The organism is Affinirhizobium straminoryzae (assembly GCF_007004135.1).
In the GTDB taxonomy this organism is placed as follows: domain Bacteria; phylum Pseudomonadota; class Alphaproteobacteria; order Rhizobiales; family Rhizobiaceae; genus Neorhizobium; species Neorhizobium straminoryzae.
In genome coordinates this window covers 33,473-51,894 of record NZ_VJMG01000037.1, presented here as the reverse complement: position 1 = coordinate 51,894, position 18,422 = coordinate 33,473, and the positions used below count along the sequence as shown (strand labels likewise).

The window sequence follows — 18,422 nt, the reverse complement described above, 5'->3', positions numbered from 1 at the left end:
CCTGACGCAGGCCTCTGGCTCGCTGATCGACGGCGGCACGGGCAGCGTGACGCTGTCGGCTGGTACGGATGCCACGCTTGGCCAGGTGAAGACGGGTGGCGCGGGCGATCTCGGCATCTTCAGCCGAACTGGCAACATTGTCCTTGAGGATGATCTCGATACGGCTGACGGCAACATCAACATTCTGGCGCAGCATGATATCTCGATTGGCGCAGCATCGGATATCACGGCAGCCGGCATCGGGGATGTCATCATTGACAGCCTTGATGGAAGTGTGACGCAGATGATGGGGGGATGGATTGACGGCGGGCTTGGCAGGGTGCGCATTCATGGCGCGCGTAACGTCACGCTGCGCAAGGTCCGCTCGCAAAACCCGTCGCCGCTGCGCATCATTGCGACGGCCGGCAATACGATTGATGATGGTGGGGATGGCAATCGCAGCATGCTCGAAACCGGCATGCGCAATTCCGGCACAACCAGTCCGTTCGTTCCGGAAGTGCCGGATTCAAGCCTTTACATGGCAGCTCTACTTGCCCTGCGCAATGATCAGCAGGCTGTCGTGAACTGGATGTATGGCAGCAACGCCATTGCTGTCGACCGCATCGACGGCGGGACAATTGTTCTGGGCCTCCAGAACTGACGATCAAGGGAGGGGCGATGGTCACGGAAGCCGAACCTTGCCCTTTCACAGAAATGGCCTTTGTGCCACAGCCAACATGAAGTTGATTCCAAGAAGTGAGGATGTCGTGTCCACGAATGCATTCCGTTTGAAGTCCCTGAGCACTGCCTTTGCTGTCTCCGTGACGCTGGGTGTTGCCATACCGTTGATGGCGCATGCTGCCGGCACGGGTGATAAACCGAAGGCAGCCGATACTGCGGCACCCGCCGCGGCATCCCAGGCGGCTGCGCCGACCTCCACGCCCTCCCAGCCCGCCGATGCGGCCCAGAAGGGCAAGGACGGGGCAGCGCCGGGCACGGTGCAGAGCGGTCCGAAGGTCACCGTGCAGCAGCATGGCGACTGGCTGCTGGAGTGCTATGACCCGGCCATCAACAACGTGAACTGCCAGATCAAGCAGCGGATCGCCCAGAAGGATACAGACCGCAACATCCTGGTGATGAGCATTGCCTTCGATCCGAAGGCCAAGAGCAATGTCATCCAGTATGTGCTGCCGCTGGACTTCCTGCTGACCCCCGGCGTTTCCGTCGAAGTGGGCAGCTACCAGAGCACCGCTGGCGTCAACCGTTGCTCCGTCCAGGGCTGCTTTGTCGAGGGAACGACCGATGACGCCTTCATCAAGGCGCTGCAGGGCTCCAAGGATGGTGGTCGCGTTGTCATCGTTTCGCGCACCGGCCAAAAGGTGGGCATCGGCTTTTCGGCTGCGGGCTTCTCCAAGGCCTATGACGAGATGGTCAAGGAAAATACGCGCATGGCAACGCAGCAGCCGAAGGGCTGATCCCACGAGCGGGTCGTCACTATGCCACCTGTCTCGCGGCATGCAGTACAGGGGAGGCTGCTCGGCCTCTCCCAGTCCCTCGGCAATGGCTTCAGTCTGCTGGCGCGGTCCGATGGACAGTATATGCCGGACAAGCGGCTGTCGTCAGGTGAACTCTGGTGCCTGGGCGGATCCAATAGGCTACCGGCCTATGAGATGTCGTCAATCTCGAGTGACAGTGGTCTCTATTGGACCGGTCAACTCCGCGACGCCCCCGAGGCGGGGAACGCCAGTAGGCAGCAGGCATTGGCACTGCCCTTCTCCCCTCGATTGCGCATTTTTCTCGACGCCGGTGTTGCCTTCAATGATTATGTCAAAGGTCAGCCGCGGATGACGTATGGGGATGGCGGTTTCGGCCTTGATTTTGAGATCGGCGGGCATCTGAGCGACGACCTCTTCGGTGCCGGGCCAATCGATCCGAACTCGACCACGCTGGCAGTGGGTGATCCCAGATTGTTCATTTTTGCGATGACGGCGACTTTTGAGATTTTTTCACGCCGACCAGCATCGGTGGCGATATCAGGTAATCAAACTGCGTTTCGCGCCCTCGTGGAGAACGCCAGCTCATCTTGCTGGAATAGTTCATAGATGTCGAGAGAGCGGTAGTGTGTTATAATTTGTATTTTGAATTGTTGTTTTTCTTTGGGCTGGTAAGATGAATTATTGAGATGGATTATTTTATTTTTCGCTGTGTGAAATTTGAATGTGACAATTTATTATTTTTATATTTTAAATAACTTATATAATATAATTGATTTTCATCTTATTTTCGCAATTTGATTTGCAAAAAGTATTCAAATTTTATCAAAAAATATCGACATTTTTCATTTATGTATTAATTCTATGCGTTGATGGCGTTGTGGGTGCGGATGGTTGTCCGGAGCTTCCGGGCGGATCGTTCGGTCTGGCGATCAGCTGCAATTTCAGCGGGTTTCCATCATTGGACTTGCATGACATGCGACCACAAGGGGGCGAGAGGTTGCGCGTACTGGATAATCCGCTGACGGCGTTCAATCTGAGGGTCTTGTGTACACTGATCGAGGAGGGCAATGTCACCAATGCCGCACGCAGACTGAACCTCTCCCAGCCTGCGACGAGTCTGATCCTCAAGCAGTTGCGTGACATTTTCCGGGATGAGCTTCTGGTGCGCAGTGGTGGTCGCATGGTGCCGACAGATCATGCGCAGGCCCTTTATCGCACGGCGCAGCATGTTCTGTCCGAACTCAACGAACTGATCCTGCGGCCGGAGGAGTTCGAGCCACAGACCCTCGACCAGACCATGACGATCGGAGTTGCCGATACGGTGTCCCCCGGCCTGCTCGGGACTGTGTTGCGGCAGGCCTCATTGCAGGCGCCGGCCGCACGGTTCGTGCTGCAACGATTGCCCGCAGATTTCGATCTCGAGGGGGCGATGGCCAATGGTGCGGTTGATGTGGCGATCGGTCACTGGCTGCAGATGCCGGTGGGGCTGAAGCGAACCATTCTCGCGGAAGAGGAGGTGGTCTGGCTTGTGGACCGCAATCATCGGTTTGCGCACAGCTCGCCCAGCCTTGAGGATCTGTCCGGGGCGCGTCATTTGATGGCGCCCGGTGGCTCGGCCTGGCTGCCGAGTGTTCTGGAAACTGCGGCAGGCCTCCAGCGCACGGCCCGTGACCAGCGGATCGTGCTCTGCGACTATCTGATGGCGCCTCATCTTCTGCCGGGCACCGACCTCGTGCTGACGGCGGGATATGGTTTTGCCACCCACCATGCCGGTCTGCTGCCGCTCAGCGTGATCAAATGCCCCTTTCCCTATCCGCGCAGTCAGCTGACGATGGCCTGGCACGAGCGTACGGATCATTCCCTGGCGCAAAAATGGGTAAGAGGGCTTCTCTCGGCAATGCCGCTTTACGGACTGGCACCCGGTTCGGAACCGATGCGGGCAACGGGTTGACCCGCTGTCTTGCCACGTGCAAGGTCGCGGATGTCCGGTTTCCCTTTCGTGTGACGGGACCCGTCGCCGGACCAACGTGTCGGGCGACCTTACTTCTATCGGAGCAGGCATGACGCAACGTTGCGAACGGATGGTCATTGACGGCGCGCTGGACAGTGCTGCCCTGTTGCCCTGGGTCGAGCGTCATGCCCGTAAGCTCGGCCTTGAGCAGACCGTCTGTCAGGCCGATGCCACGCGTCTGATCCTCGAACTCACCGGTCCGGAAGAACTGATCGACGCCATGGAAATCGGCTGCCTGCTGGGGCCTATCGATGTCTGGGTTGACGCGATCGAGCGCTCTGTCAAACATGGCTGACAGCTTGCGTTGATCCACGGAAGCATCGTCCTGCCTCCGGATGAAGGCAGGGGCACGGTCGGCTTGCGGCTTACCCGATGACGTCAAGGCGCTGGTAATTCTGATCCCGCGGACGCGCAAATGTCAGCAGGACCCGCCGTCCTTCGATCCGTTCCAGAGGATAGGAATAGGACGTGCCCAGAGCTGCGAGGAATGCGTCGATTTTTTCCGCCGGCACGCAGATATGGTCGCAAGGGTAGTGGGTCATGATCCGGAAGAGGATGTAGTCCAAGCCAAGAATGTGCTCGATGAGCTCCTTCGAACTGGTGCCCAGCGACTGCAGATGCTGCTCCTCGATTTCGATGAACATGAAGGGCCTGTCTCGGGCAATCAGGTTTGCGCCGCCCTTCAGGGCTTTCAGTTCCGAACCCTGGATGTCCATCTTGATGAAACCGATCGGTGGCAGTGACAGGTCGTCCAGCCGCTTGCTGATGGTAAGGTCCCCGGCGGAGCGGCGGGCGCTGACGCGCAAGGCACCATTGTTGATGCTATCGCCCGCATAGCTGAAGGCTTCCATGGTCAGAACCTGCAGGTCGCCGTCGGATATGGCGAAGCGATAGGGGTGAACATTGCCGCAGCCGTTCAGCAACAGATTGTTCTGCAACAGCGAAAATGTGAGGGATTGCGGTTCGAACGAAAAGACCTGGCCGCCGGGCACAAGCTTTGCCATCAGCACGGAGTGGCTGCCAAGGTTGGCGCCGAGATCGAGGGCATTCCAGTCCGGTTCGATCAGCACCCGGGCGAGATCACGGAAATGCGCCTCGTTGATGCCCTTTTCCCCGATGGACTGGAACAGGTAATCGTTGCGCAGCCCGGTAAACGAACCAAACTCATTGGTGACCGCTGAAATATCCGGAAGCGGTGCACCCATTCCGGAAATCATCTGGAACAAGGATTTCGGCCGTGTCGCCGAGAGGCCTTTGGCCAGAAGCGTCAACTGTGTAAGCGTTTTTCCACCGAGGTATGCCATGCACGTTCCTCCCAGACATCATTGCTTAAACGGCGGCGCCGTTCAACCTGACAGTGTTTCTGGAAGCTATCACACGGCGGTTTGTGATGGTAGAGATCAGCCTACCATCACAACCAGAATCATTCCCACTCGATCGTGCCGGGCGGCTTCGAGGTGATGTCGTAGGTCACGCGGTTGATGCCTTCGACCTCGTTGATGATGCGGGTTGCCGTTTCGCCGAGGAATTCGTGGGTGAAGGGATAATAATCCGCAGTCATGCCATCGACGGAGGTGACGGCGCGCAGCGCGCAGGCATAGTCGTAGGTGCGGCCATCGCCCATCACGCCGACGGTGCGCACGGGAAGGATTGCCACGAAGGCCTGCCAGATCTCGTCATAGAGACCATGCTTGCGGATCTGGTCGATATAGACCGCATCCGCCTTGCGCAGGATGTCCAGCTTGGCGCGGGTGATCTCGCCGGGGCAGCGGATGGCAAGGCCGGGGCCGGGGAAGGGGTGACGGCCGATGAACTTGTCCGGCAGGCCGAGTTCGCGACCCAGCGCGCGCACCTCGTCCTTGAACAGTTCGCGCAAGGGTTCGACCAGCTTCAGGCCCATCTTTTCCGGCAGGCCGCCGACATTGTGATGGCTCTTGATGGTGACGGAGGGGCCGCCCGAGAAGGAGACGCTTTCGATCACGTCCGGATAGAGCGTGCCCTGCGCCAGAAATTCGGCGCCGTCGATCGTGTTGGCGTGCTTCTGGAACACGTCGATGAAGAGCCTGCCGATCGTTTTGCGCTTGACTTCGGGGTCGGTCACGCCTTCCAGCTCGCCCAGGAACAGGTCCTGCTCGTCCGCATGGATCAGCGGGATGTTGTAATGGTCGCGGAACATGGTGACGACCTCTTCGGCCTCACCCTGGCGCAGCAACCCGTGGTCCACGAAGACGCAGGTCAGCTGTTCGCCGATCGCCTCATGGATGAGGACCGCAGCCACCGAGCTGTCGACACCGCCGGAGAGGCCGCAGATCACCTTCTTGTCGCCGACCTGGGCGCGGATCTTGGCGATCGCCTCGGCACGGTAGGCGCCCATGGTCCAGTCGCCCTTGAAGCCGGCCAGTCGCACGAAGTTTTCGTAGAGCGTCCTGCCGTTCGGCGTATGGTGCACTTCCGGGTGGAACTGCACCGCGTAGAAATGCCGCTTCGGATCGGCGGTGATCGCAAACGGCGCATTCGGCGAGGTGCCGTAGACCTCGAAGCCCGGCGCGATGCGGCTGACATGGTCGCCATGGCTCATCCAGACCTGCTCGCGGCCTTCCGCGAACCAGCCGGACAGGAAAGGATCGGTCCGGTCCGCCGGCGTCACATAGGCGCGGCCGAATTCCGCCGTGCCGCCGCCACCGGAAATCTTGCCGCCTTCCACCTGACCGCCGAGATCCTGCATCATCACCTGCTGGCCGTAGCAGATGCCGAGCACTGGAATACCCAAGGAATAGACAGACTGCGGCGGACGGGGAGAGCCTTCGCGCGTCACCGAATCCGGTCCGCCGGAGAAGATCACGGCCTTCGGCCTGAATGCGGCGAGGAAGGCATCCGTGACGTTCTGGTAGGGGTGGATTTCGCAATAGACGTTCAATTCGCGCAGACGACGCGCGATGAGCTGCGTCACCTGGGAGCCGAAATCGATGATGAGGAGGCGGTCGTGATGAGCTGTCTGGGTCATGGCGAGCCTTTAATGAAGAACGGCCATTTTTGCAACTCTCTCAGAGCCGCAAATCGCCGCTGTGCAGGGCATCCGTCAGCCGATCGACGGCTGTGGCCAGCTTCTCGTCGATCACATGCAGATATTCGGTCCAGTCGCCCACATGGCGCAGGTCCGCCTTGCCGTCGGAAATGCCGCGCAGGCCGATCAGCGGTATGCCGAACATCTGGGCGGCGCGGTAAACGGCGAAGGTCTCCATGTCGACCATCTCGGCCTCGATCGCGTCATAGGCGGCGCCGGAAACGATGTTGCCGCCGGTCGAGAGCGATGCGGCGGCAAGGCCCGGAATGCGGTGGGGAAGCGCAATGGTTGCCGGCAGATCGAGAAAGGGCGTGCGGCCCTTCTCGAAGCCGAGCGGCGAGGCGTCGATGTCGCGCCAGGCAAGCGAGGCGGCCTGATAGACCTCCGTCTGTTCGAGCTGGCGCGAGCCGGCCGAGCCCAGGCAGACGATCAGATCCGGCAGGCGATCCTCCGCCTCCAGCACGCTCAGTGCGCGCGTGACAGTGATCGCTGCCTCGATGGGGCCGACGCCGGTCATCAGCGGGCGAAAGCGCGCCTTCAGATGCGGTCCATATTCGGCCTCGACCGCCATCACGAAGAGGATGGCGGTGCTGCCGACCTGCCTGATGTCGAAATTCATCCGATAAATTCCTGTCTGCCGCGGATCACCATCATGCTGCCGCTCATCGAGGCGATCAGCTTGGCCGGGCCGTCGCCGAGCGCATAGGCGCGCCCGTCGGCGACGATGATGGTGGAGCCTGGCTTGGTGATTTCGCCGCGGAACAGGAAACGCTCCCCGCGCCCCGGCGACATGAGGTTGACCTTGAATTCGATGGTGAGGATGGAGGCCTCCGGCGCAATCACCGTATAGGCCGCATAGCCGCAGGCGGTGTCGAGTCCGGCCGCGATCACGCCTGCGTGCAGGATGCCGTGCTGCTGGGTCAGCTTCACGTCGAAGGGCATCTCGATCTCGACCATGGCCTGCTCGACGCGGGTCAGTTCCGCGCCAAGCGTGCGCATGGCCTGCTGCCGCTCGAAACTCTGCCGCACCCGGTCGCGGAAATCCACGTCTTCGCCCTCGTTCATCGCCCCATCCTTTCGCGGCTGCGAAACTGGCATGGCCGGGCAGAGCCCGCAAGCCGGCAGCGTTCCTTGCGGTTAATTCAGCAGGAAGAGCGAGAGGTTCAGCAGCGTGGCAAAGCCGACCCACAGCGCGTAGGGCACGAAGAGCAGCGCACTGACGCGGTCTGCCGTCCAGCTCATGCGGATGAAGGCGAGGATGGCAAGCAGCAGCGGTACGATGACGACAAGGCCGAGCAGCATGCTCTGCGCGCCGAAAAAGGCAGGTGTCCAGAGAAAGTTGAGCGCCATCTGGCCGAACCACAGCTGCGTGCGGCCGGAAGCCGGCGCCGAAAGCCAGGCGCGGGCACCCGCAATCCCGATCAGCACGTAGAGCGCCGTCCAGACCGGCCCGAAGATCCAGTTCGGCGGGTTGAAGGGCGGCTTTGCAAGGGACTGGTACCATGTGCCCGGCACGTTGGAGACGCCGATCAGCGCCCCGAGGCCGACAACCAGGAGAATGAAGAGCAGATGGATGAGGATCTTTTTCATGCGCCGCAGGCTACAGCATCCCGGCACGGATCGAAACCCGGCAGGTCTTCACACTGCACGCGTTGCCGGGGCAGCGTCCCATCGGCTCAGGCAAGGCGCACCAGATGCTGGTCCCAGGCAAGGCGCGAGCGGGTGCCGGCAAGCGTCCCGTCATAGGAGGTGACGGCAATGCCATCCGGGGCGGCGGAAACGCCCGCGGCATCCGGCACCGTCTCTTCGGCGAGCACCGCGCCGGTATCGGCATTGAGGATCACGGCGGTGCCGCCCTTTGGCGAGGTGAGCCCCACCAGACGATCCCGGCGATTGATGGCGATCGCGCCGACATAATTGGCAAGCCGCACCGTCGTCTCCTCCGGCAGCGACAGGAAGCGCAGGTCCTCGCCCGGCGCGAAACTGCCGGCAAGCGGCGGCAGATCCTGGCGTGGCCCCTCATACTGGCAGGCAAACCAGATGCGGCCATTGGCATCGATGTCGAGATGGCGGGTGGAGAGCTGGCTGAGATTGTCCGGCAGGGTGTGGCGCTGCACCACGCTGCCCGTCTTCGCATCGAGAAGCACCAGCGAGGGCTGCATATGGTCGAGGTTCAGCTTGGTGCGGCCGAAATCCGGATGCGTCTCGATGCCGCCATTGGCGATGACCAGAAACCGCCCGTCATCGGAAACGGTCATGTCATGCGTACCGATGCCCTGCGCCTCGAACTCGCCGATGCGGCGAAAGCCGTCCGTGGCGTCATAGAGGCCGATCATGCCGCGATTGCCGTCGAAATCGTTCTCGCTGGCGTAGAGCAGGCGGCCGTCCGGTGAAAAGTGTCCGTGGCCGTAGTAGTGACGGCCCTCCGGCGTATGGATCACCACGGGTTCCTGCCGGCCTGCCGGATCGAAGATCATCGCAAAGGTGCCGGGACGCCGGGCAAAGGCAACACCGCGGCCGCTGACCGGGCAATAGGCCAGGCCATGCGCGCGGGCCGGCAGCAGGATGCGATCGATCACCTCGCCGCGGATGCTGGCGGTGGCGATCCCATAGGTGCCGTCAGGCGCGCGGAAACCGGAGGCATAGACGGCCTCGCTGCGTTCCAGCGCATAAAGCTTCTGCGGCGAAAGCGCGGCGACGAAGCCGATGCCGGCAGCCCGCAGGAACTGGCGTCTGTCGATTGCGCCGGTGCGGACCATGTCAGTCGCCATCCGCGAAGGAGAAGCCGGCGCCAAGGCCGAGGCCGCCGCCGAGATTGTCGTTGAGGCGCAGGATCAGGTCGCGGCTGTTGAGCAGCAGGAAATCCAGCTTCTGACGTTCCTTCGGATCGCTGACGGCCACCTCGACATCGGCATTCACTCCGCCGCCGACGCGCACCAGCTGCTTCAGCACGAAATCGATGGAACTGACCACCGAGCGCTGGTCCTCGTTCAGGAGATCGCGAAAGCCGGATGTGTCGAGCAGGCCGTGAATGCCCTGCAGATTGGCGACCAGCATCGGGAAGGTAAGCCCCGAGCGCCAGAACAGCGCCTGTTTCGGAAAGGTATTGTTGGACTCGCCCTTGTAGAAGCTTTCGATGCGCTGGTCGCGCACCGCTTCCGCCGCATGGACGAGAATGCCGAGCGCTTCGGTGATGGCTTCGTTTCCGGTGCGGAAGGTGGCGCTGTCGGGACCCGGGTTTTTCCAGTCCTTCTGCACGCCGGCGGGATCGTCCCAAACCGCTACCAGTTCGTTTGCCACCCGCTCGACGCTGCCGGCCACCGCCAGACCGTAGCGGCAGCGGAAGCTGTTGCGCTCGCCGGTCAGCACCTCGGCACCAGCGCCGTAGAGGACGAATTCCAGTGCGCCGAGCCCCTGCATCGCGACACTCTTGTCGCGCAGTCCCTCCGGCGAGGTGGCGCTCTCGTCCGGCTGGGCCAGCAACGCCTGCACCTGGCGAAGGCCCGTGCCCTTGCGGTCCGGGTAGAAGAGGATGCGTTCGAAGCGGTTCTTGTCGAGCACGGGGCCGACACGGACGATCTCGATGGTGCCCCAGGCGGTGGCGGCGGCGGCAAAGGCCTTGCGGGCGCTTGCCTGCGTCTCCACCGACGGGGTGGCGCAGAGATTGGCCATGGCGGTGGTGAGTTCGCCGCTCTTGCCGGCAAAGCCGCGATAGCCCGGGCGGATGAAGCCATCGACCACGCGGTCCATCAGATGGCGGGCGCTCTCCTGGGTCAGAACCGGCGGAGGCGAGGGATTGGCATCCTGCGCAAGGCCGGGCGTTGCCGACAGGAGGGCAAGCGTAAGGGCGGCAATCCATCTCGACATCAGAGCGACTCCAGAAAGGCGATCAAGCGATCCCGGTCCTGCCGGGCAAGGGCGGCAAAGGCATTGCGGGCTTTCGTTCCCTCTCCGCCGTGCCACAGAATGGCTTCGGTGAGGGTGCGGGCGCGCCCGTCATGCAGGAAGAAGCCGGGGCCATTCACGGTCCCCGTCAGGCCTATACCCCAGAGCGGCGGTGTCCGCCACTGCCGCCCGCTTGCAACGCCGACAGGCTGGTTATCGGCGAGGTCGTCGCCCATGTCGTGCAGCAGGAAATCGGAATAGGGCCAGATCAGCTGGAAGGCCTGGGCCGGATGTTCGGCATCGCGGCGGGTGACGAATTTCGGCACATGACAATCGGCGCAGCCGATGCGGTAGAACAACTGCTTGCCGGCAAGCACATCCGGCCGGTCCACATTGCGGCGCGTCGGCACGGCAAGGTTCTTCGAATAGAAGGTGACGAGATCGAGAACCGGATCCGGCGCTTCGGTGGCGCCGAGCCGCGGCTGCTCGCCGGTCGGCAGCGCCCGGCAGGCGGTTTCGTGCGGGGTGCAATCGCCATAGGGGTCCGGCCGGTCCGGCGTCGAAAGCCCCATGTCGCCGGAAAAGGCGGCGGCGGACTGGTCGCGCACGCTGGCATTCTGCGCCTTCCAGCCGAAACGGCCGAGCACGAGCGCGCCCGTCCGGTGATCGCGGGTGATGGCGGCCTTGCCGGCAATGCCGTCGCCATCGCGGTCCTCGGGATCGGCATGGGCGAGGATGTCTTCGGCCGGAATGGCCTCGATCAGCCCCATGCCGATCATCGGCGGGGCGATGCGCGGCGACAGCGTGGTGGCCGGATCGAGCGGGCCGTAGGCGAGCTTGGAGACCGAATAGGTCGGCTTGCGCAGCGCAATCACCGTGCCGTCGGCAAGCGTGACCGGAACCTCCTCGTAGGCGATCTCCATCTCGCCTTCTGCGGCAAGCCCGGGCACCGCCAGATCCTGCAGCTGCTCGCCATAGGTCGGGTCCGGCAGGGTGAGGATCGCGTGGCGGGCCACGAGCGCCTTCTCCTCGTCCGTCTGTGGCGGGCGGGCCAGACGCAGGAACATCGAGGTGCGGTCCGCATCCCCTTCCGGCGGATGGCCGCGACCGTCGCGGATATGGCAGCTGAGGCACGAGCGGGCATTGTAGAGCGGCCCCAGCCCGTCGGAGGCCTGGGTGGAGGAGGGGGCGGCGACCCACAGCTTCGAAAACAGCGCATTGCCGAGCTTGAACCGTTCCTGTTCGGCAAAGCTGATATTGGGCGAAAAATGCGAGAAGGCATCGGCATCGGGGCGCGCAACCGAGGTGGCGGCACCACCGGGCATGGCCTCGAAGGGCTCGGCCCGGGAAAAATCGCCGGTGGGCCGTGTGACGGTCCTCACACGCTCTGCGTCGCCGGCCGTCAGATCCTGCCGCGCGGCGGGCAGGCCGGGCACGAGATCGGAACCGCCGAGCACCAGGGCCGGCAGCAGAAAAAGGGCGCTGGCCAGGGCCGACAGGGCAACAATCAGGAACCGGCGCGTCTGCATAGGTCTGTCCAGGCCGCCCGAGGGCGGGCGGCCTGCTCCCGTCATGATTACTTGAAGACGGCGTTCGGGTTGTCGAGGCTGGCCGAGCCTTCGAGCTTGACGGTGCCGAGATCAAGCGCCGCGATGATGCGCTCGACGGTCTTTGTCTGGTCGATCAGGCCGTCGATGGCAGTCTGCACAACGGCATTGCCCGCTGCATTGCCCTCACCGATCATCTGGTCATAGGCTTCGACGGTGCGGCCGCGCTCGGCCATGGCGTTCATGGCGGCCAGCGTCTTGTCGAGCTTGGCGGTCATTTCCGCGTCGAGAGCCGGGTCCTTGGCCTTCACCAGTTCCGAGAGCGACGGGCCGGTCATCTTGGTGCCGTCCACGCGGGTGTAGGTGCCGTTATAGGCGGAGGCGATGCCGATCGCATCGTTGAGATGCGAATTGTAGGTGTTGTCGGAGAAGCAATCCTGCTCCTCTTCCGGATCGTGCAGCAGCAGGCCGAGCTTCATGCGCTCGCCGGCCAGTTCGCCATAGGAGAGCGAGCCCATGCCGGTCAGGATGGCGGTGATGCCGGCCTTCGGATCGGCGGTCACGGTCTGCGTGGCTTCGCCATCCGGCGCCCAGGCGGTCACCATCTCCTGCAGGTCGTTGACCAGCAGGGTGGAGGCGGCCTTCAGATAATCGGCGCGGCGGTCGCAATTGCCGTGCGTGCAATTGGCCTTGTCGTAATCGGTTGCGGGACGCTCGCCGGCGCCCGGGCCGGTGCCGTGCAGATCCTGCCCCCAGAGCAGGAACTCGATGGCGTGATAGCCGGTGGCGACATTGGCCTCCACTTCGCCGGCCTGATGCAGGCTTTCGAGCAGGTCCGGGGTGATCTTGGTCGCGTCGATCTCCTCGCCGTTCACCGTCAGCTTCGGATGGGCGATGATGTTGGCCGTGTAGTAGGCGTTGGAATCGCTTTCGGTGCCGTAGGAGGCATCGACATAGTCGATCAGGCCCTCATCGAGCGGCCAGGAATTGACCTTGCCTTCCCAGGCGTCGACGACCGGATTGCCGAAGCGATAGACTTCCGACTGCAGATAGGGCACGCGGGCGGCGATCCAGGCCTGACGGGCCGCCTTCAGCGTTTCGTCGGAGGGCTTGGCAATCAGCGCGTCGATGGCCTTGTCGAGCGTCTTGGCCGTATTCAGCGCGTCCTCGTACTTGGCATGGGCGAGATCGGCATAATGCGCCAGAACCGCAGCCGGTTCGGCAGCGCCCGCCGGGGTGACGACAAAGGCGGCGGAGGCCGCCAGCAGGCCGAAGCCCGCTTTGAGGATCGTTGTGCGGATCATGGTCCCTCCTGCATCGGCTGATCACGGGTCCGTGTCATCGCGCAAATAAAAACCTGTGTCAAACAATCTAGATTAGAATTGACGCGGTTCCTGCTTCTGGCTTGATGTTTGTCACCTTTGGGCCGCCGTCAGGCCCGGCGTTCCAGCCGGCAGAAGAAGAAGCCATCGGTGCCGGTGCGGGCCGGCGTCAGCGTCAGGCCCTTGCCGTCGCCGCTGTAGGGCTTCGGCGCGCCGGCAAACAGCCGGTCCCAGGCGTCAAGCGAGGTCGTCGCGGCAAAGTCCGGATGCTCGGCGGTGAAGCGAGCGATCTGCCGGTCGTTCTCCTCCGGCAGCACGGAACAGGTGACATAGACCAGCGTACCGCCCGGCCGCACATAGGCGGCGGCAGAGGACAGCGCATCGCGCTGCTGCTCCAGCCTTTCCTCGATGTTGCGAGGAGTGAGCTTCCACTTGGTGTCCGGCCGGCGACGCCAGGTGCCGGTGCCGGTGCAGGGGGCATCCACCAGCACCGTATCCAGCTTGCCTTCCAGTGCCTTCAGGCCACGCACGTCGTCATGCACCTGCACATTGCGGGTGCCGGCGCGGCGCAGGCGCTCGATGATCGGGGCGAGCCGCTTGCGGTCCGCGTCATAGGCATGCACCTGGCCCCTGTTGTTCATCGCCGCCGCCATGGCCAGCGTCTTGCCGCCGCCGCCGGCGCAGTAATCCAGCACCTGCTGGCCTTCCTGCGGCAGCACCAGATCGGCAACGATCTGCGAGCCCTCGTCCTGCACCTCGAACCAGCCTTTCTGGAAGGAAAGTTCTGCCGTGACGTTGGGCAGGCGTGCCGCGCCATCGCCGGCGGGAATGCGGATGCCGTTGCGGGCAATGCGGGTGGGGGTGGCGCCGGCGCGTTCCAGCGCCTTCACGACCTTGTCACGGCCGGCCTTCAGCGTATTGGCGCGCAGATCGAGCGTCGGGCGCTCGGCCATGGCGCGGGCTTCAAAGAGCCAGTCGTTACCGAAGGCGGACTGGAATGAGGGCACCAGCCAGTCCGGAATGTCGCCCTGCACATGCGGTTCGGCCTCGGCCAGATCCCGCGTCGCAAGACCGGAAAGATCGGGTGCGGCCGGCGCGAATTTGTCATCCGCCAGCTCGGCGGCCAGCGTGTCGAGCGTAAAACCCCACTGGCGCAGCAGAACCGCATAGATGAGAGCCGTCTCGCTGTCGTCCTGCATCAGATAGGCATGCGAGAGGCGCATGCGCAGTGCGTCATAGACGAGATTGCCGATCGCGGAGCGATCGCCGGAGCCGGCGAAACGATGTGCCAGACCCCAATCCTTGAGCGCATCGGCCACGGGACGCTTGCGCGCCTCGATATCGGCCAAAACCTCGATGGCTGCCGCCATTCGCCCGCCCAGTCGCATGATCGCTCTCCTTGTGTCAGAGCGCGTGTAGCCGCGATCCGCCGCAAGGGCAAGTCCGGGGCCAGAGCCGGGTGAAGGGGCTCAGGCGCGGGGTCTCAGCCGACCACCTCGTAACAGACCTGTGCCGTGCCGGCGGCGACCATACCGATATTCTGGGCGGCAGCCTTGGAGAGATCCAGCACGCGGCCCTTGATGAAGGGACCGCGATCATTGACCCGCACGATGACACTCTTGCCGTTGCGCTTGTTGGTGACCTTCAGCTTGGTGCCGAAGCCGAGCGACTTGTGAGCGGCTGTGAGCTGCGACGCGCTCATCTTCTCGCCCGACGCCGTCCGGGATCCGAGGGCATACCATGAGGCGTGGCCACAACCTGCTGCTGCATGGGCTGGAGCGGACGCCAGAAGTGACATGGATGCGATGGCGGCCGCGGCGAAGCTCGTGCGTTTTGTCAGTCTCAAACCGGATTATCCCCTGCAAAGAGTGCTGAAATTTGCGTGGGGCAGGCTTAGGCAGGGTCAAAAAAGGCGAAAACGTGGGGTTTGTTATCACGCAATGTTAACGAGCGTAACATTCGTGAACGCAAGCCGGCTAAACATCGCTGGCGATGGAGCTGGAAAAAACAGTGCCTTTTCAGGCAATAAGCGGAAAAGTGTTCCTGCCTTGTCGCCACATGACTCGCGGTCACGAAAATCGACGAAATTTTTTTGTCGTCCGAAGGTGGTTTCCGCCTTAATCGGACAAATTTTGTGGCACGCTGCCGCCAAGGTTAAGAAAGAATGACCAGAAAGAGGGCGCCAGTAGGAATTTTCACCTTTTCGGCGGGTGTTTCAATCCGGGATTCAGGCCCCTGCAGATCAGGGCTTCCAGCGACCACTGGTCCAGAGATCGGCCAGCGAGATCCGGTAATCCGGAAAGCGGAACGAAAATCCCAGGTTGCAGATCTTCGCATTGGAGACCCGCTTGTTCTCCCCGTAGAAGGAGCGCGCCATGGGGCTGAGTTCGGCCGTCTCGAAGGCCTGTTCCGGTGGTGGCTCCACGCCCATCAGGCGCGCGGCCTCCGTCACCACGTCCTGCGGCGGGGCAGGTTCGTCATCGGTAACATTGAAGAGGCCGCCGAGATGACGCTCCGCGAGGAACAGCGTCGCGCGGCCGATATCCTCCACCCGAATGCGGTTGAACACCTGACCGGGTTTTACCAGCCGGCGGGCCGTGCCCTGGGCGAGATTGACGAAGCCGTTGCGGCCGGGTCCATAGATGCCGGACAGCCGCAGCACGGCGACCGGCACGCTGGCGCGGGCGCCCGCCTCCAGCCAGCCCTGTTCGGCCGCCACGCGCTCCACGGAGCGCTGCGATACCGGGCGGCATTCGGTCTCTTCCGTCACCCAGGCGCCGCCGTGATCGCCATAGACGCCGACGGTCGACAGATAGGTGGTCCATTGCAGGCGCGGAAAGTGATGCGCGAGATCGCCTTCCGTCAGCTGTAGCAGCGGATCGCCGGCGGCGCCCGGCGCGATCGACTGGACGAGATGGGTCGTCTGCGCCATCGCATCCCGCAGCGGCGCCGAGAGTGTTGCTCCGTCAAACAGGAAGGGTTCGATGCCGACAGCCGAGAGCGCGGCGCATTTTTCCATGCTGCGGCTGGTGCCGGAGACGTGCATGCCGGCGGCAAGGGCCTCGTCTGCAATCGCCTGGCCCGAATAGCCCGCGCCGAAAATCATCATCCGCATGTCTGCACTCCCGCATTCTGCCATTCCGTCTCGACCTCAGCGCTGGCCTCGCTGCGCGGCTCGGCCTTCAGCGTCTCGAAGGCGTCTGCCGGCATCAGGCGCGACAGTGCCCACACCGCCATCGCCCGCACGATGTCCGAGCCGTCGGTAAGAAGACGCAGGCAGGGCGCGATCAGATCAGCGCGGCCGGAATTTCCGGCGGCGATCAACACATTGCGCACGAAGCGGTCGCGGCCGATGCGTTTCACCGGCGAGCCGCTGAACAGGGCCCGGAAGGCCGCATCGTCCAGCGTCAGCAGCGCGGCGATCTCCGGTTCCTTCAGGTCCTCGCGGGCCCGGAACTTCATCTCCGAGGCGCTTGCCGCGAACTTGTTCCAGGGGCAGGCCGCCAGACAGTCGTCGCAGCCATAGATGCGGTTGCCGATCAGCGGCCGCAGATCCCGGTCGATCGGGCCCTTGTGCTCGATCGTGAGATAGGAAATGCAGCGGCGCGCATCGATCTGGTAGGGGGCGGGAAAGGCCGCGGTCGGGCAGGCATCGAGGCAGGCCCGACAGGAGCCGCAGTGATCGCGCTCTGCCGCGTCGATCTCCAGATCCACCGTGGTGAACAGGCTGCCGAGAAAGAGCCAGGAGCCATGGCTGCGCGAGACGAGATTGGTGTGCTTGCCCTGCCAGCCGAGGCCGGCGGCGGCGGCGAGCGGCTTTTCCATCACCGGAGCGGTGTCGACGAAGACCTTTACATCCTCGCCGGCACGCGCGGCAAAACGGGTGGCGATCTCCTTGAGCCGGCCCTTGATGACATCGTGATAGTCGCGATTGCGGGCATAGACGGAAATGGCGGCGCGATCCGGCCTGTCGAGGATGCCGCGCGGGTCCTCGTCCGGGCCGTAGTTCAGCCCGAACATTACGATGGAGCGCACTGCGCCCCACAGCACCTTCGGATCGGCGCGCCGTTCGCGGGTCTCCTCCATCCAGGCCATGGTGCCGTGACGTCCGGCGGCGAGAAAGGCATCGAGCCTCGCTTTGGCGTCCGGAATGGCATCGGGGCGGGTGATGCGACAGAGATCGAAGCCCTGGGCGGCTGCCTCGGCATGCAGGAAGCCGGTCAGCTTGCGCCGGCGTTCCGCCGCCTTCTGCGCCTCGGCAGCGGATGGCCTGTCCTGATCAGAAGTCGAGGTCCGCATAATGAGATACCGGCGTGATGCCGCGGATGCGTTCCGCCAGCAGGGGGCGGAAGGAGGGCCGCGATTTCAGCCTCTGATACCATTCCTTGGCGATCGGAGTCTCCTGCCAATCGATCTCGCCGAGATAATCGAGGACGGAGATCGAGGCGGCGGCGGCAAGATCGGCATAGCTCAGCCGTTCGCCCGCAAGCCAGGTGCGCGAGCCTGCCAGCCAGGCGAGATACTTCATGTGCTGGCGGATGTTGGTGCGCGCCGTGCGCAGCACCTTGGAATCCGGCGCGCCGCCGCCCTGGGCCGGCGTCATCTGCAGCTTGTAGACCCGCTCGCGGGTCAGCGGCCGCGTCACGTCCTGCTCCATCTTCTGCAGGAACCACTCGGTTAGCCGGCGGATCTCGGCCCGCTGGAACGGATCTTCGGCGAGAAGCCGCCGGTCCCGCTTCAGCACGCCATGCGTCTCGTCGAGAAATTCCAGGAGAACGGTCGGCCCGCACAGCACGCGCATACTGTCATCGACATAGACCGGCAGGCTGGCCGCAGGGTTGAGGGCCAGGAATTCCCTGCGCTTTTCCCAGGGCTGTTCTTCGACCAGATCCGTCTGAAAGCCATATTCCGCCAGGATAAGGCGCACGAAACGCGAGGCCGAAGACATCGGGTGATGATAGAGGGTGGGCATGGACACGTGAACTTTATGCTAATTCGACAGGGAGAATGGCTCGCATCTTGTGCCGGCCTGACGTATGGCAGCTATATGGGTTTGATAAGCCCAGCACAAGCAATGCCGACCCAACTCCCTCAAACTGTCGTCATCTACTCAATAAA

20 protein-coding genes are annotated in these 18,422 nt (G+C 63.2%); 6 read left to right on the top strand and 14 right to left on the bottom strand.

Annotated features, from left to right (window positions below; genetic code table 11):
* From FNA46_RS26080 to FNA46_RS14200, 5 genes are all read left to right on the top strand, one after another.
* Positions 1-640: hypothetical protein (locus FNA46_RS26080; RefSeq protein ID WP_210245881.1), on the top strand; the 640-nt coding region annotated here is incomplete at its 5' end.
* Positions 641-767: 127 nt separating this feature from the next.
* The gene (locus tag FNA46_RS14215; protein ID WP_185969857.1) at positions 768-1,454 is read left to right on the top strand and encodes an invasion associated locus B family protein; all 687 of its coding nucleotides are present in this window, start codon (positions 768-770) and stop codon (positions 1,452-1,454) included.
* 285 nt (positions 1,455-1,739) lie between these two features.
* Entirely contained in the window at positions 1,740-2,081 is a 342-nt protein-coding gene (locus tag FNA46_RS14210) for a hypothetical protein (RefSeq protein ID WP_143125870.1), read from the top strand.
* 163 nt (positions 2,082-2,244) lie between these two features.
* Entirely contained in the window at positions 2,245-3,426 is a 1,182-nt protein-coding gene (locus tag FNA46_RS14205) for a LysR family transcriptional regulator (RefSeq protein ID WP_143125869.1), read from the top strand.
* Between the two features lie 109 nt (positions 3,427-3,535).
* Positions 3,536-3,781, top strand: coding sequence for an acylphosphatase (locus tag FNA46_RS14200; RefSeq protein WP_143125868.1), 246 nt, complete (start codon positions 3,536-3,538; stop codon positions 3,779-3,781).
* Between the two features lie 70 nt (positions 3,782-3,851).
* Here the strand turns inward: FNA46_RS14200 and FNA46_RS14195 are convergent, their stop codons facing one another.
* From FNA46_RS14195 to FNA46_RS14145, 11 genes are all read right to left on the bottom strand, one after another.
* Positions 3,852-4,790, bottom strand: coding sequence for an FkbM family methyltransferase (locus tag FNA46_RS14195; RefSeq protein ID WP_143125867.1), 939 nt, complete (start codon positions 4,788-4,790; stop codon positions 3,852-3,854).
* 119 nt (positions 4,791-4,909) lie between these two features.
* Complete coding sequence (guaA, locus tag FNA46_RS14190) at positions 4,910-6,490, bottom strand: glutamine-hydrolyzing GMP synthase (protein ID WP_143125866.1); 1,581 nt, start codon at positions 6,488-6,490, stop codon at positions 4,910-4,912.
* A 40-nt stretch (positions 6,491-6,530) separates the two neighbouring features.
* A complete protein-coding gene (locus tag FNA46_RS14185) occupies positions 6,531-7,169 on the bottom strand; it encodes a 5'-methylthioadenosine/S-adenosylhomocysteine nucleosidase (protein ID WP_143125865.1) in 639 nt (212 codons plus the stop codon).
* A complete protein-coding gene (locus FNA46_RS14180) occupies positions 7,166-7,615 on the bottom strand; it encodes a PaaI family thioesterase (RefSeq protein WP_143125864.1) in 450 nt (149 codons plus the stop codon). The genes FNA46_RS14185 and FNA46_RS14180 overlap by 4 nt, the downstream gene beginning before the upstream one ends.
* Before the next feature lie 72 nt (positions 7,616-7,687).
* The gene (locus tag FNA46_RS14175; protein ID WP_143125863.1) at positions 7,688-8,140 is read right to left on the bottom strand and encodes a TspO/MBR family protein; all 453 of its coding nucleotides are present in this window, start codon (positions 8,138-8,140) and stop codon (positions 7,688-7,690) included.
* An 86-nt stretch (positions 8,141-8,226) separates the two neighbouring features.
* The gene (locus FNA46_RS14170; RefSeq protein ID WP_143125862.1) at positions 8,227-9,309 is read right to left on the bottom strand and encodes a DUF1513 domain-containing protein; all 1,083 of its coding nucleotides are present in this window, start codon (positions 9,307-9,309) and stop codon (positions 8,227-8,229) included.
* Position 9,310: 1 nt separating this feature from the next.
* Positions 9,311-10,417, bottom strand: coding sequence for an imelysin family protein (locus FNA46_RS14165; protein ID WP_143125861.1), 1,107 nt, complete (start codon positions 10,415-10,417; stop codon positions 9,311-9,313).
* On the bottom strand, positions 10,417-11,964 hold the full coding sequence (locus FNA46_RS14160) for a di-heme oxidoreductase family protein (RefSeq protein ID WP_143125860.1): 1,548 nt from the start codon (positions 11,962-11,964) through the stop codon (positions 10,417-10,419). The genes FNA46_RS14165 and FNA46_RS14160 overlap by 1 nt, the downstream gene beginning before the upstream one ends.
* A gap of 47 nt (positions 11,965-12,011) precedes the next feature.
* Positions 12,012-13,286: an imelysin family protein gene (locus FNA46_RS14155; protein WP_143125859.1), complete on the bottom strand. Its 1,275-nt coding sequence runs from the start codon at positions 13,284-13,286 to the stop codon at positions 12,012-12,014.
* A 128-nt stretch (positions 13,287-13,414) separates the two neighbouring features.
* Positions 13,415-14,692 (bottom strand): RsmB/NOP family class I SAM-dependent RNA methyltransferase, encoded by a 1,278-nt coding sequence (locus FNA46_RS14150; protein WP_143125858.1) that lies wholly within the window; start codon positions 14,690-14,692, stop codon positions 13,415-13,417.
* Positions 14,693-14,787: 95 nt separating this feature from the next.
* Complete coding sequence (locus FNA46_RS14145) at positions 14,788-15,102, bottom strand: septal ring lytic transglycosylase RlpA family protein (protein ID WP_188134458.1); 315 nt, start codon at positions 15,100-15,102, stop codon at positions 14,788-14,790.
* On the opposite strand from FNA46_RS14145, the gene FNA46_RS26075 reads away from it, so the two are divergent.
* Entirely contained in the window at positions 15,101-15,472 is a 372-nt protein-coding gene (locus FNA46_RS26075) for a hypothetical protein (protein ID WP_185969858.1), read from the top strand. The two genes, FNA46_RS14145 and FNA46_RS26075, sit on opposite strands and share 2 nt — an antisense overlap.
* Before the next feature lie 74 nt (positions 15,473-15,546).
* Here the strand turns inward: FNA46_RS26075 and FNA46_RS14140 are convergent, their stop codons facing one another.
* From FNA46_RS14140 to FNA46_RS14130, 3 genes are read right to left on the bottom strand one after another with little or no spacing between them, the layout of a single operon-like run.
* Positions 15,547-16,419, bottom strand: coding sequence for an SDR family oxidoreductase (locus tag FNA46_RS14140; RefSeq protein WP_143125856.1), 873 nt, complete (start codon positions 16,417-16,419; stop codon positions 15,547-15,549).
* Positions 16,410-17,603 (bottom strand): tRNA epoxyqueuosine(34) reductase QueG, encoded by a 1,194-nt coding sequence (queG, locus tag FNA46_RS14135; protein WP_143125855.1) that lies wholly within the window; start codon positions 17,601-17,603, stop codon positions 16,410-16,412. Before queG ends, FNA46_RS14140 begins: the two co-directional genes overlap by 10 nt.
* A complete protein-coding gene (locus FNA46_RS14130; RefSeq protein ID WP_143125874.1) occupies positions 17,584-18,276 on the bottom strand; it encodes a glutathione S-transferase family protein in 693 nt (230 codons plus the stop codon). The genes queG and FNA46_RS14130 overlap by 20 nt, the downstream gene beginning before the upstream one ends.
* Positions 18,277-18,422 lie beyond the last annotated feature (146 nt).

Excerpts from the sequence above, each read along its gene's own strand:
- FNA46_RS14140 (WP_143125856.1), bottom strand. The coding sequence starts at position 16,419 with ATGCGGATGATGATTTTCGGCGCGGGCTATTCGGGCCAGGCGATTGCA.
- FNA46_RS14175 (WP_143125863.1), bottom strand. The coding sequence starts at position 8,140 with ATGAAAAAGATCCTCATCCATCTGCTCTTCATTCTCCTGGTTGTCGGC.
- queG (WP_143125855.1), bottom strand. The coding sequence starts at position 17,603 with ATGCGGACCTCGACTTCTGATCAGGACAGGCCATCCGCTGCCGAGGCG.
- FNA46_RS14165 (WP_143125861.1), bottom strand. The coding sequence starts at position 10,417 with ATGTCGAGATGGATTGCCGCCCTTACGCTTGCCCTCCTGTCGGCAACG.
- FNA46_RS14160 (WP_143125860.1), bottom strand. The coding sequence starts at position 11,964 with ATGCAGACGCGCCGGTTCCTGATTGTTGCCCTGTCGGCCCTGGCCAGC.
- FNA46_RS14200 (WP_143125868.1), top strand. The coding sequence starts at position 3,536 with ATGACGCAACGTTGCGAACGGATGGTCATTGACGGCGCGCTGGACAGT.
- FNA46_RS14155 (WP_143125859.1), bottom strand. The coding sequence starts at position 13,286 with ATGATCCGCACAACGATCCTCAAAGCGGGCTTCGGCCTGCTGGCGGCC.
- FNA46_RS14145 (WP_188134458.1), bottom strand. The coding sequence starts at position 15,102 with ATGTCACTTCTGGCGTCCGCTCCAGCCCATGCAGCAGCAGGTTGTGGC.
- FNA46_RS14150 (WP_143125858.1), bottom strand. The coding sequence starts at position 14,692 with ATGCGACTGGGCGGGCGAATGGCGGCAGCCATCGAGGTTTTGGCCGAT.
- FNA46_RS26075 (WP_185969858.1), top strand. The coding sequence starts at position 15,101 with ATGGATGCGATGGCGGCCGCGGCGAAGCTCGTGCGTTTTGTCAGTCTC.
- FNA46_RS14195 (WP_143125867.1), bottom strand. The coding sequence starts at position 4,790 with ATGGCATACCTCGGTGGAAAAACGCTTACACAGTTGACGCTTCTGGCC.
- FNA46_RS14180 (WP_143125864.1), bottom strand. The coding sequence starts at position 7,615 with ATGAACGAGGGCGAAGACGTGGATTTCCGCGACCGGGTGCGGCAGAGT.
- FNA46_RS14130 (WP_143125874.1), bottom strand. The coding sequence starts at position 18,276 with ATGCCCACCCTCTATCATCACCCGATGTCTTCGGCCTCGCGTTTCGTG.
- FNA46_RS14185 (WP_143125865.1), bottom strand. The coding sequence starts at position 7,169 with ATGAATTTCGACATCAGGCAGGTCGGCAGCACCGCCATCCTCTTCGTG.
- FNA46_RS14170 (WP_143125862.1), bottom strand. The coding sequence starts at position 9,309 with ATGGTCCGCACCGGCGCAATCGACAGACGCCAGTTCCTGCGGGCTGCC.
- guaA (WP_143125866.1), bottom strand. The coding sequence starts at position 6,490 with ATGACCCAGACAGCTCATCACGACCGCCTCCTCATCATCGATTTCGGC.